Origin of the sequence: Erwinia sp. SLM-02, assembly GCF_037450285.1 — a bacterium.
Taxonomy (GTDB): domain Bacteria; phylum Pseudomonadota; class Gammaproteobacteria; order Enterobacterales; family Enterobacteriaceae; genus Erwinia.
This window is the reverse complement of the sequence record NZ_JAQISN010000003.1, coordinates 315391-328057: the sequence shown is the minus strand read 5'-3', so window position 1 is coordinate 328057 and position 12667 is coordinate 315391. Positions and strand designations below refer to the sequence as shown.

At 56.2% G+C, this 12667-nt stretch carries 12 protein-coding genes and 1 other annotated feature; of the genes, 3 read left to right on the top strand and 9 right to left on the bottom strand.

Annotated features, from left to right (window positions below; genetic code table 11):
- Positions 1-94 precede the first annotated feature (94 nt).
- The 5 genes from thrC to PGH32_RS18365 form a co-directional block, all read right to left on the bottom strand.
- A complete protein-coding gene (thrC, locus tag PGH32_RS18385) occupies positions 95-1381 on the bottom strand; it encodes a threonine synthase (RefSeq protein WP_337894783.1) in 1287 nt (428 codons plus the stop codon).
- A gap of 3 nt (positions 1382-1384) precedes the next feature.
- A complete protein-coding gene (gene thrB, locus PGH32_RS18380) occupies positions 1385-2314 on the bottom strand; it encodes a homoserine kinase (RefSeq protein WP_314421537.1) in 930 nt (309 codons plus the stop codon).
- A gap of 2 nt (positions 2315-2316) precedes the next feature.
- Positions 2317-4779 carry a bifunctional aspartate kinase/homoserine dehydrogenase I gene (gene thrA, locus PGH32_RS18375; protein WP_337894782.1) on the bottom strand — a complete coding sequence of 821 codons (2463 nt, stop codon included), beginning with the start codon at positions 4777-4779 and terminating at the stop codon, positions 2317-2319.
- Between the two features lie 25 nt (positions 4780-4804).
- Positions 4805-4926, bottom strand: a sequence feature (Thr leader region).
- Positions 4862-4933, bottom strand: a complete 72-nt coding sequence (gene thrL / locus PGH32_RS18370; RefSeq protein WP_105594825.1) for a thr operon leader peptide — start codon at positions 4931-4933, stop codon at positions 4862-4864. (Overlaps the previous feature by 65 nt.)
- Positions 4934-5126: 193 nt before the next feature.
- A complete protein-coding gene (locus PGH32_RS18365; RefSeq protein WP_337894781.1) occupies positions 5127-5825 on the bottom strand; it encodes a tRNA/rRNA methyltransferase in 699 nt (232 codons plus the stop codon).
- 612 nt (positions 5826-6437) lie between these two features.
- Here PGH32_RS18365 and arcA point away from each other — a divergent pair.
- On the top strand, positions 6438-7154 hold the full coding sequence (gene arcA / locus PGH32_RS18360) for a two-component system response regulator ArcA (RefSeq protein WP_123336430.1): 717 nt from the start codon (positions 6438-6440) through the stop codon (positions 7152-7154).
- A gap of 75 nt (positions 7155-7229) precedes the next feature.
- Here arcA and creA read toward each other — a convergent pair whose 3' ends face one another.
- Complete coding sequence (gene creA, locus PGH32_RS18355; protein ID WP_314421550.1) at positions 7230-7706, bottom strand: protein CreA; 477 nt, start codon at positions 7704-7706, stop codon at positions 7230-7232.
- A gap of 216 nt (positions 7707-7922) precedes the next feature.
- On the opposite strand from creA, the gene robA reads away from it, so the two are divergent.
- Positions 7923-8801: an MDR efflux pump AcrAB transcriptional activator RobA gene (robA, locus tag PGH32_RS18350; RefSeq protein WP_314421552.1), complete on the top strand. Its 879-nt coding sequence runs from the start codon at positions 7923-7925 to the stop codon at positions 8799-8801.
- Positions 8802-8844: 43 nt separating this feature from the next.
- On the opposite strand, the gene gpmB is transcribed toward robA, so the two are convergent.
- Entirely contained in the window at positions 8845-9492 is a 648-nt protein-coding gene (gene gpmB / locus PGH32_RS18345; protein WP_314421553.1) for a 2,3-diphosphoglycerate-dependent phosphoglycerate mutase GpmB, read from the bottom strand.
- A gap of 49 nt (positions 9493-9541) precedes the next feature.
- Here gpmB and yjjX point away from each other — a divergent pair, with 49 nt between their 5' ends.
- Positions 9542-10066, top strand: a complete 525-nt coding sequence (gene yjjX, locus PGH32_RS18340) for an inosine/xanthosine triphosphatase (protein WP_314421555.1) — start codon at positions 9542-9544, stop codon at positions 10064-10066.
- On the opposite strand, the gene trpR is transcribed toward yjjX, so the two are convergent.
- Together trpR and sltY are read right to left on the bottom strand one after the other, a co-directional pair.
- A complete protein-coding gene (gene trpR, locus PGH32_RS18335) occupies positions 10063-10395 on the bottom strand; it encodes a trp operon repressor (RefSeq protein WP_123336420.1) in 333 nt (110 codons plus the stop codon). The genes yjjX and trpR overlap by 4 nt on opposite strands.
- Before the next feature lie 98 nt (positions 10396-10493).
- The gene (gene sltY, locus PGH32_RS18330) at positions 10494-12416 is read right to left on the bottom strand and encodes a murein transglycosylase (RefSeq protein WP_337894780.1); all 1923 of its coding nucleotides are present in this window, start codon (positions 12414-12416) and stop codon (positions 10494-10496) included.
- Positions 12417-12667: the final 251 nt, after the last annotated feature.

The following is a 12667-nucleotide window of genomic DNA, read 5'->3' as shown; positions in this document are numbered from 1 at the left end:
AAGGAGAACCCCTCTCCATTTCCGCGCGGATTAACCGTCAGTGAGCGGTTAATCCGCGCGGGAGCAGGGCGAAGCTTCTTCGCCCTTGCATCCCTTATTTCTTCAGCAGGAACTCACGCAGGTCGGCAAACTCGGCCTTCATCTTGTGCGACAGCAGCGGCAGATCCGCCCGTTCGGCCAGGGCCTCCGGCAGAGGGAGCTTGCGGTCGAGGATCGCTTCCACGCTCTCAATGAACTTCGCCGGATGCGCCGTTCCCAGGAACAGGCCAAACTCCCCTTCCTGCAGCTGATCGCGCAGCAGACGATAGGCAATCGCCGCATGCGGTTCAGAGATGTAGCCCAGGTCGGCCAGCTCGCGCATGGTTTCTTTGGTGGTTTCATCACTGACTGCACCAAAGCCCAGGTCCTGCAGACGCCAGGTTTTACGGCGGAAGATCTCTTCCACACGCGGCCAGTTGTTAGGCTGCGACACATCCATCGCGTTGGACAGCGTGGCAACGGTGACGTTTGGCGTCCACTTGCCGTCGGCCAGGAAGCGCGGCACGGTATCGTTGGCATTGGTGGCAGCGATAAAACGCTTCACCGGCAGGCCCAGTGATTTCGCCAGCAGGCCCGCGGTCAGGTCGCCGAAGTTACCGCTTGGCACCGAAATCACCAGCTGATTGCGTTTTTCCTGCGGCAGCTGAGCGACGGCTTCAAAGTAGTAGCAGATCTGCGCCAGCAGGCGGCTGATGTTGATCGAGTTAGCCGAATTCAGGCCAATCGCCTTCTTCAGCTCTTCATCGTCAAACGCCTGCTTAACCAGCGCCTGACAGGCATCGAAGTCACCGTCGATGGCGATAGTCTGGATATTACCGCCCAGCGTACAGAACAGTTTTTCCTGCAGCGGGCTGATTTTACCCTGCGGGTAAAGGATCACGACGCGCACGTTTTCCATACCGTAGAAGGCATGCGCCACGGCGGCACCGGTGTCGCCGGAGGTGGCGGTCAGAATGGTAATTTTTTCATCCGACCCGCTGACGTAAGAGAGCATCTGCGCCATAAAGCGGCCGCCGAAGTCCTTAAAGGCCAGCGTCGGGCCGTGGAACAGTTCCAGAGCGGCGATATCGTCCGTTACGCTGGCGACCGGAGCCGGGAAGGTAAAGGCGGTTTTCAGACGTGCCAGCAGCTGCTCTTTTGGAATTTCATCACCGATAAACGCCGACAGGATTTTGCTGCTGCGAGTGACGAAGTCCTCCTCCAGCAGCGCATCAATATCGGTCAGTTCGAATTCGGGTAATTCCAGCGGAAAGAACAGGCCCTGCTGTGAACCCAGCCCCTGCTTCACCGCCTGGGCGAAGCTAACCTGCTCGTTGTGATCCTTAAGATTGTACAGTTTCATGCGTTATCCCAGTTTACGTGCGCCTGCCGTATCTAAACGACAAATATGAACGAAGCCTTCATCATTTTGCAGATAGTTCTGGCGAAGCCAGTCCGCCATCCGCTGTGCCGTATCCAGCTGATTGCATACGGCAAACAGCGTCGGCCCTGAACCCGAGATACCGCAGGCCAGCGCGCCGATATCGGCCGCCGCCTCGCGCGCTTCGGCAAAGCCGGGCAGCAGTCGGGTACGGTAAGGTTCAGCAATTACGTCCTGCATCAGCTTCGCGGCCAGTTCCGGCTGCTGCGTGTGGCAGGCGTGAATAAAGCCGCCGAGGTAGCGGCCGTGGCGAATAATATCCTCTTTGCGGTACTGCGCCGGCAAAATCGCCCGCGCCTCGGCGGTAGAGACTTTAATCCCCGGATAGGCCATCACCCACAGCCAGTCATCAAAGCCTGGCACGGCCTGGCTGATAATGCCGTTTTCTTCCAGCATCAGCTGCATACCGCCCAGGAAGCACGGCGCCACGTTGTCGTAGTGCACGCTGCCGGAAATGCGCCCTTCCAGCTCGCCCATCAGCGCCAGCAGCTCGGTATCATTCAGCGGCTTACCGCAGAATTCGTTCATGGCCATCAGGCCGGCAACGACCGAACAGGCGCTGGAACCGAGTCCGGAGCCAATCGGCATATTTTTTTCCAGCGTCATCGCCACCGGTACGCGTTTGCCGATCGCTTCACAGAAGCGGTCCCAGCACTGATACACGATGTTGTCTTTCGGGTCGGCGGGCAGTTTGCTGACAAAGCTGCCTTCATTCCGCAGGCTGAACTCGTCAGCCGCTTCCACGCTGACGCAGTCGCCCAGCAGCGTGCCGTCAATCGGCGATACCGCCGCCCCCAGCACGTCGAAGCCGACGCTGACGTTGCCAATTGAGGCGGGGGCATGAATCTTAACCATGTTTAAACTCCCAACTTCCACGACAGAGTGCGTAACAGATCGGCAAACACGCCCGCCGCGGTCACATCATTACCGGCGCCGTAACCACGGAGCACCAGCGGAATTGGCTGATAGTAACGGCTGTAGAAGGCCAGCGCGTTTTCGCCGTTTTTCACTTTAAACAGAGGATCGTTACCGTCCACGGCATCGATCTTCACTTTACAGACGCCGCCCTCTTCAATCGCCCCGACGAAGCGCAGGACTTTCCCGGCATCGCGTGCAGCGGCAACCCGGGTAGCAAACGCATCGTCCAGCTCCGGCAGACGCGCCATAAAGGTATCGACATCGGCAATGGCGGTAAACGCTTCCGGCAGCACCGTTTCGATCTCAATATCATTCAGCTCCAGCTGATAGCCCGCTTCACGCGCCAGAATCAGTAACTTACGCGCCACGTCCATCCCGGAAAGATCCTCGCGTGGATCCGGCTCGGTGAAGCCCATCTCACGCGCCATGGTGGTCGCTGCGGACAGCGATACGCCTTCGTCCAGCTTACCAAAAATAAACGACAGCGAGCCGGAGAGAATACCGGAGAAACGAATCAGTTCGTCACCGGCATTGAGCAGATTTTGCAGGTTTTCAATCACCGGCAGACCGGCGCCCACGTTGGTATCGTACAGGAACTTACGGCGAGATTTCGCCGCCGCCGCGCGCATCTGCTGGTAATAGTTGTACGACGAGGTGTTGGCCTTTTTGTTCGGCGTGACCACGTGGAAACCGTCGGCCAGGAAATCGGCGTAGCGATCGGCAACCTGCTGGCTGGAAGTACAGTCAACGATCACCGGATTCAGCAGATGATACTCTTTGACCAGGCGCTTCAGCCGGTCGAGATCGAACGGCTCTTTTGCCGCCTCCAGCTGCTCCTGCCAGTTTTCCAGCGGGATGCCGTGTACGTTAGTCAGCAGCGCGCGTGAATTGGCAATGCCGCACACGCGCAGATCGATATGCTTGTTCTTCAGCCACGCCTGCTGGCGGTACAGCTGATCGATTAACGCGCCGCCCACGCCGCCCACGCCAATCACAAACACCTCAATGACCTGGTCGGTGGCAAACAGCATCTGATGCACCACGCGTACGCCGGTGGTCGCTTCATCATTGCTGACCACCGCAGAGATAGATCGCTCGGAAGACCCCTGCGCAATCGCAACGATATTGATATTGGCGCGGGCCAGCGCGGAGAAGAACTTGGCCGAAATACCGCGCAGCGTACGCATGCCGTCGCCGACCACGGAGATCACCGCCAGCCGTTCCATCACGTCCAGCGGCTCCAGCAGGCCGTCTTTCAGTTCCAGATAGAATTCATCTTCCAGCACTTTACGTGCACGCGACAGTTCGCTCTGGGACACGCAGAAGCTGATGCTGTATTCGGATGATGACTGGGTGATCAGCACCACGGAGATGCCGCTGCGGGACATGGTGGCGAACACGCGTGCCGCCATGCCGACCATGCCTTTCATTCCCGGACCGGAAATATTGAACATCGCCATATTGTTCAGATTGGTAATCCCCTTCACCGGGGTATCGTCATCGCTGGCGCTGTCGCCGATCAGCGTACCGGGAGCCTGTGGGTTGGCGGTGTTTTTAATCAGGCAGGGGATCTGGAACTGGGCAATAGGGGCGATGGTGCGAGGGTGAAGAACTTTAGCGCCGAAGTAGGAAAGCTCCATGGCTTCCTGATACGACATCGACTTCAGCAGCCTGGCATCAGGGACCTGGCGCGGGTCGCAGGTATAAACCCCGTCGACGTCGGTCCAGATTTCGCAACAGTCGGCGCGCAGACAGGCGGCCAGCACCGCAGCAGAGTAGTCGGAGCCGTTACGGCCCAGCACCACCAGTTCACCGCGCTCGTTACCGGCGGTGAAACCGGCCATCAGCACCATATTGCTGGCCGGAATTTTGTTGGCGGCGATACGGCGAGTCGATTCCGCGATATCCACTGTCGATTCCAGATAGTGCCCAATCGCCAGCAGGTTTTCGACCGGGTTGATCACGCTGACGCCGTAGCCACGCGCCTGCAGAAGGCCTTCCATGATGGCAATCGAGAGTTTTTCACCGCGGCAGATGATGGCGGCGTTGACGCTGTCCGGGCACTGACCCAGCAGGCTGATACCGTGCAGAACCTGCTTAAGCTGCGCGAACTCCTGGTCGACAACCCCCTTCAGACGGTCGAAGTCGAAGCCCGGCTGCGCTTCCGCCAGCCCCTGTAACAGCTCGGCAAAAATACGCTCGGCATCGGTAATATTCGGCGCCGCATCCTGACCGCTGATGGTCTTTTCAATCATCGCCACCAGATGATTGGTAATTTTAGCTGGCGCGGACAATACGGTAGCAACCTGTCCCTGCTGTGCATTGCTTTCCAGAATGTCAGCCACACGCAGAAATCTTTCCGCATTGGCTACCGAGGTTCCACCGAATTTCAGCACTCGCATGTTCAAACTCTCCTGAATTTTTCACGAAAAAAAAGCCCGCACTGTTCAGGTGCGGGCTTTTTTCTATTTTACTCTTTATGCGTCAGCCCGCACCGTTACCTGTGGTAATGGTGGTGGTAATAATGATTGTGGTAATCAGGCTGTTTTTACGCATTTTAGATTTATCGTCTGTCTGTCTGTAAAATCTGTCGGTCTTCAGAAGTAAAGCAATTGCCCCACTAAGTCAATTTTTTTATCGCCGGTGCCCTATCGCTCCTGCGACGTCAGTTAAGACTATTTACGCCTGGCGCCATTCTGTTCTGTTACCCCTGCGGGTGATAGCAGTAAATCACGCCATTAATCCGACATTAACCAGCGTTTTTCTCTGCCAGCTTTTTTTCCACATCGTGAAGTAAACGATGCAGCATGGCCGTATCGCGCTGCTGCAGCAGACCGAGCCGCTGCTGTAGCCAGTCCGCCAGCTTGACATCATCCGCCACCTCCAGCTTCGCTAAGAGCTGCTGAGCACGCTGGCGCAGGGCGGCCAGCTGGGGGACTTCAGCCGCGGGTTCTGCAGCGGCACTGACCTGGCGCAGCGCCGACAGCTGGTAACAGTAGACCATCACCGCCTGGCCCAGATTCAGCGAAGGATAGTCCCCGGCCATCGGGATGCCGGTCAGCAAATCGACCAGCTCCAGCTCGTCATTGGTCAGGCCGCTATCTTCCCGGCCGAACACCAGCGCGGCGCTGCCGATCCACTGCTGCTTTTCTTCCAGTACGGTTTGCACCTGCTGCGGCGTGGCGTAGTAGCGAAACTTTGCCCGGCTGCGGGCCGTGGTGGCGATGCTGAAATCGATATCCTCTAACGCGGCGGCCAGCGATTCCCAACGCGTGGCGTTGTCGAGGATTTCGGTGGCTCCGTGGGCAACCCGCCTGGCGGCCTCATCAAGATGCACATCGCTGCTGACGATGCGTAACTCGCTAAATCCCATGGTTTTCATCGCGCGTGCGGCGGCACCGACATTTTCAGGACGAGCAGGAGAAACAAGAATAAGAGGGAAACGCATAACCGCCTTTACTATTAACAAAACCCGAGCGGGTACTTTGCCATGCCAGCCGTGTAAATGACAGAAGGCGATATTTAACATCTGCCCAACAGGACTACGGTAGCAATTTAAAACCAGTGAATCTGATGTTACACTAGCATTCTGTTGAATAAGCAATAAAAACCAGTTGTTACTTAAATAAAATCTGTTTTATCAATTGGGTAACATTTGTTAAATGTAGACTAAACGTTAGATTAACCTTCCACGCTTAATCGTTAGCATTTGGCGCTGTTTGTGAGCTAAGCTGGCAATCTGGGAAGAGTTTTTCACAAAACTGTTAACGTGCTACAATTGGTTTGATATAAGTCAACTAAGCGTTACTTTATTGCTTAATGGTTGTTGCCAGTGCTGTTATGTTACCGATGTTGCAGTTAGGATGTATGCCGTATTTGCACTGCCGGGGCATTCAGGCGCCACCCGTTTGGCTACGCTGACCATGTTGTTGACAGTAACTAAGGTGTATCAAGAAATTTATTCTGTACTGCTGTTCTTTTACCGCTGATTTTTAACATCAGCCACGCAACGGCGGTATGTCCTGTTCCAGTTTTGTTGGCAATTTTAGGTAGCGAACACATGCAGACCCCGCACATACTTATCGTTGAAGACGAATTAGTCACTCGTAATACACTCAAAAGTATTTTTGAAGCCGAAGGCTACATGGTTTATGAAGCTACGGATGGTGCCGAAATGCACCAGATACTGACGGAAAACGACGTCAATCTGGTGATCATGGACATCAATCTGCCCGGTAAAAACGGCCTGTTGCTGGCACGTGAACTGCGTGAACAGGCTAACGTCGCCCTGATGTTCCTGACCGGGCGCGACAACGAGGTCGACAAAATTCTCGGCCTTGAAATCGGTGCAGATGACTACATTACCAAGCCGTTTAACCCTCGCGAACTGACCATCCGCGCCCGCAACCTGCTGTCGCGCACCATGAATCTCGCGGCAGTGAGCGAAGAGCGGAAACTGGTGGAAAGCTATCGCTTTAACGGCTGGGAGCTGGACATCAACAGCCGCTCGCTGATCAACCCACAGGGCGAGCAGTACAAGCTGCCGCGCAGTGAGTTCCGGGCGATGCTGCACTTCTGCGAGAATCCGGGAAAAATTCAGACCCGCGCTGACCTGCTGAAGAAAATGACCGGCCGCGAGCTGAAACCTCACGATCGCACGGTTGATGTTACCATCCGCCGTATCCGTAAGCATTTCGAATCAATCCCGGATACGCCGGAGATCATCGCCACCATTCACGGCGAAGGTTATCGCTTCTGCGGCGATCTGGAAGATTAACCAGCGCCGTTCTGAATATAAAAAAGGCCGAATAATTCGGCCTTTTTTTATCTCAAAATCAATATGTTCCGCAAATTATTTTTCTGCCCACGGAATAATCGGTACCGCGCTGAGTGCATTCTTCGGCGAGCCGTCTACAACTTTATCGGAGTAGCTCAGGTAGATTAATGCATTACGATTTTTGTCGTAAAAGCGGACCACCTGCAATTTTTTAAACACCAGCGACGTTCGCTTTCTGAAAACGACTTCACCATTCGATTTGCCCTGGGAAATTTTTTCGGAAAGTGTCACCGGACCCACCTGCTGGCAGGAAATAGCCGAATCTGACGTATCTTCGGCCAGCCCCAGCCCACCTTTGATGCCGCCGGTTTTCGCCCGGCTCAGGTAGCAGGTCACATTCTTCACGTCCGGGTCGTCAAATGCCTCAACGACAATCTTATGATCCGGGCCAAATAATTTGAAAACCGTGTCAACCGAACCGACCTCTTCCGCCTGCAAAGAGAATGGAATCAGCGCGACTGAAGTGACTATTAACAATTTTTTAATTGTCATGACGTTACCATTTCAAAGAAAATAGCTGACATTGTAAGTCATCTCGGGTGACATACATAGCTCACAGCTACTCACGCGAACTACTGTCAATGAGCAATTGATTTAGCACATTCTTAAAACTATAACCGCGTACTTAACCTTTGCATTTAGTGCTACTATCCACCGACTTTGCTTTTTTGCTGCAACACTGAACTGAGTAGAATTGAGGACGATTTAATGGACCAAGCCGGTATCATTCGAGATTTGCTTGTCTGGCTGGAGAGCCACCTGGACCAACCGCTGTCGTTAGATAACGTCGCGGCTAAGGCAGGCTATTCAAAATGGCATCTACAAAGAATGTTTAAAGACGTCACGGAGCACGCCATCGGCGCTTATATCCGTGCGCGTCGTTTATCGAAAGCAGCGGTAGCACTGCGGCTAACCAGCCGTCCGATTCTGGACATTGCTTTACAGTACCGCTTTGATTCGCAACAAACCTTCACCCGGGCTTTCAAAAAGCAATTCAGCCAGACCCCAGCCTGGTATCGCCGTTCATCCGACTGGAATGCATCGGGCCTGCGCCCGCCGATTCGCCTGGGAGACTTTAAGCTTCCGGAGCCAACCTGGGTCAGCATGCCTGAAACGGCGTTACTGGGGCAGACGCAGAGCTATACCTGCACGCTGGAACAAATTTCCCGTTTTCGCGATGAAATGCGCCTGCACTTCTGGCGTCAGTTTCTGACCGAGACGGATACGGTGCCACCGGTGCTGTATGGTTTGCACCAGTCGCGCCCCAGCACCGAGAAAGATGACGAGCAGGAAATTCTGTATACGACTGCGGTCATACCCGATCGGACTTCAAGCCAGCTACAGTCGGCACAGCAGGTTACGCTGGAAGGGGGGGACTACGTGCAGTTCACCTATGAAGGCTCCACCAGCGGGCTGCAGGATTTCGTTCTGCTGCTTTACGGCACCTGTATGCCGATGCTGCAGCTGACGCGCCGCCACGGTCAGGATATTGAGCGCTTTTATACCCATGGCGGTAAAAAGAGGGCTGAACCGCCGACGGAGATCCGCTGCGAATATCTGATCCCTATCCGACGCATGCCGGAATAATCGGGGAAACAGTCAGGGGCCGGTCTTACCGGCCCCTTCTTATTTAGCGCTGCAGTTCGTCAAGCGCAGGCTCATCAAGGTGGGTGATATCCCCTGCGGTTTCCACCACCCAGCCGGATGCCAGCCACGGGCTTTCCTGGTGCTCAATCCGCGAAATCGAGCAGTTGCGCAGCCGCAGACGGCGTTCGGCGTTCGCAGGCAGGCCAAGAATGGTGCTCAGCAGCACGCCCAGCGCCATGCCGTGACTGACCAGCAGCGGGCGACTCCCGGCGGGCAGATCCAGGCAGGCATTCAGAGCCTGATGCATACGATCCGCCATTTCCTTCATGGATTCCCCCTGCGGAATGCGACCATCCACGGTGCCGTCCACCAGCGCTTTACGCCAGCGTTCTTCTTCCGGGTTAAGGGAATCCAGCGCCCGCTGTTCCAGCACGCCCATATTCAGCTCGCGCAGTCGCGGATCGAGGGTCACATCACAGCCGCAGGCATCGGCAATAATCTCAGCGGTACGGCGGGTACGACCCAGATCGCTGGCGATCACATGGGTAATTCCGAGGCTTTTGACGCGCTCTCCCACCTGATGCGCCTGTAATTCTCCCTTTTCAGTCAGCGCGCTGTCTGACTGCCCCTGAATGCGACGAGCGGCATTCCAAAGCGTTTCTCCGTGGCGAACAAGATAGACCTGTAACATACGTTTTTCCGTTATACTGCGATTATTTACGTAAAGGGTTCAAACAATTATGTACCATGTTGTCGCTGCTACCAGCAATCCTGCCAAAATTAAGGCAATTACCCAGGCCTTCAGCGATATTTTCGGAGAAGGATCCTGCCACATCGAGGGTGTTGAGGTCGACAGTGGCGTAGCAGCGCAGCCCATGACAAATACAGAAACGCGAACTGGCGCACGCCAGAGAGTGATGAACGCCAGACAGGTCCGACCTGAAGCCGACTTCTGGGTCGCCATTGAGGCCGGTATTGAAGAAGACACCGCCTTCGCCTGGATGGTGGTAGAGAACCATAAACTGCGCGGTGAATCCCGCTCTGCCAGCTTTACGCTGCCGGCGATAGTGCTGAAAGGCATTCATGAAGGGCGGGAGCTGGGCGAAGAGATGGCCCGTCTGACCGGCATTGATAACATTAAGCAAAAAGGCGGCGCTATCGGGGCTTTCACCGCCGGGCACCTGACCCGCACCAGCGTTTACCATCAGGCGCTGATCCTCGCCCTCTGCCCGTTCCATAACGACGTTTACAGCCGGCCGGTTTAAACCCGATCGCTGCCGTTCAACAGCTGCGCTTCCAGCCAGGCTTTCAGAGCCGGGGGCGCACTCTTCAGGCTGTTCGACCCGCGCGTAATGGTGGCAATGCCCGCCCCCAGTTCGTTTTTCAGCTCTCGCTGGCTCATTTCGCCGCGCATCAGCTCTTCCACAATTCGCAGCCGGGTGCCCAGCGCTTCACGCTCGTCCGGCGTCAGCATCAGCTGGAGCAGCGGCAGGTGCAGTTCGCTCTGATAGGCGCGCTGCATCAGCACAACAAAGCGCAGCCAGTCTTCATTTGGGGGTTCAACGGATACCGGAACGGGAGAATCATCGGTCATGATGGGCAGCCATACTATTTAACTAGTACAGAAGTGTAGCATCATCGTCGCCATACTTGAAGCCGCAACTGCATCAGCCGCTGCGGCCAGAAAGTCCATCAATAACGCTGCTGCCACTCGCTGTCGGCAAACAGCTTGTCCGGTTTATTGAGGAAATAACGATAGTACGCGTCATACGCCAGCACGTTTTTCACATAGCCGCGCGTCTCTGAAAACGGGATGGTTTCGATAAAGGCCACCGCGTCCAGACGCCCGGCGCTGTTACCCTGCCAGGTTCTCACCCGTCCCGGCCCCGCGTTGTAGGCCGCTGAAGCGAAAATGCGGTTCTGACCGAACTGCTGATAGACCGATTCCAGATATTGCGTGCCGATTTGAATATTGGTTTCCGGATCCAGCAGCTGGCTGCTGTTGCTGTAGCCGCTGATGCCGAATTTAGTCACCGTATGCTGCGCGGTTGCGGGCATCACCTGCATCAGCCCGGAAGCGCCAACCGGCGAGCGGGCTTTCGGGTTCCAGGCGCTCTCCTGGCGCGCAATGGCCATCGCATAGCTTGGCGGAATGCTTTTACCGTCGATGTAGCGCTCAAACTGGCTTTGCCAGGCCAGCGGGAATCGCTCCTGCAGGCTGTTCCACAGCTTACCGGCAATCGTCGCCTGCACGCTGAGATCCCACCAGCCCTGCTTCAGCGCATAGCTGGCCAGCATCTGCTGCTGGCTGACCGTACGGCTGCCGATCAGATAGCTCCATTCGCTGCGCGCCAGATTATCCATGCCCCAGTACATCAGTTCGCGCACGCGGGCTATTTCCGGTCCGGTGGTCAGCGCGTCGTCAATCGCCGGCGCTTTGTCTATCTGCAGCGGATACTCCACGCCCAGCCGCTGTGCGGCCACCATCGGATAGAAGCCGCGCTCCTGCATCAGCTTGCGCAGAATGCCCTGGGCTTCGTCATTGCGGCCGCGCTCCATCAGCAGGTCGGCCTGCCAGTACTGCCACTCATCTTTTTCCTTCGCCTCCAGCGGCAGGCGGGCAATCCAGGTATTCAGGCCGCGGCGGTCGTTATTACCCAGCGACATGCGCACCCGGCGCTCAATCAGCGAGGTTGAATCGCTGCGCATCACCACATCATCACGCCAGCGGCCCTGCTCGCTGGTAATGTCGTTGCCCATCAGCCGCCAGGCTACCGCCTCTTTCAGCTCCTGCACCTGCTGCTCGTCCAGCTTCTGCTGCACCGCCAGCGATGGGATCATCTGCCGGGCCTGCTCCGCATCGCTGCGCGCCACGCTGGCGAACGCAATCGCCGTCGCCTGGCGGGTAAATTCCGTCGGCCCCACGCTCGCCGCGAAGGTCTGAACGGTCATCGGGTCGTTTTGCAAATTCATCACCGCGCTGGCGATGGTCTGATAATCCTCCGGCAGCTGCTTTGCCAGATAGTTAACCAGACTACCGTTGCCCGCTTTCATCGCCAGCCGGATGCGTTCAAGGGTGGTTATCGGGTTTTGCTGCCCGGCCTGCTGCCAGACGCTGAACAGTTTGTCGCAGGTAGCGGGCAGGGACGAGCCTGTCAGCCAGATCTCTTTTGCGCCCTGCCAGGCGACCTGCTGCTCTCCGGTGGCCCACTTGGCGTAGTACCAGTTGCAGCGAGCGGCTACCGGTTTGGGAGCCTGAGGGCTGAACACCAGCAGCCCGCGCCAGTCTTCGCGGCGCGCCAGCTCATTAACAAACCGGGCCGGCAGCGAACGCACGGGCGGCAGCGTCGGATAGCGCTGGATAAAGGCGTTCACCGCCAGGCCGGTTTCCTGGCCCAGATCCTGCGTCAGCTGGCGATACTCCAGATAGGGATAAAGCGGATAGTCCTGCAGGGTGGGCATCAGCTGCGCCACGGTATCCATCTGTTTGCTATCCCAGGCCTGCTTAATCTGTAAATAGCGGGTGCGCTGCGCATCCAGCGAATCTGCCTGCACGCTGCCTGCTGCCACCACCAAACAGGATGCTACTGTCCACAACTGCCACTTGTCCGCCATGACCTTCCCCACCTTACTTTATTAATCCTGAACACCTGAAACGACCCCCTTCATGCTAACCAGGTACGGCCGGTTGCGCCACGTGACGAACAAATATTTACCGAAATCCCCTCAGCGCCCCATTTTTGTTCAGCCGCTGCGCGCTGATTGTGCACGCCAAAACGCGATAGTCATAAAAAAACCTATAATTCAGCAAATTAAAAACATGGCACGCACTTTGCTCTGTTGAATTCCATCTTGTATACCAGACG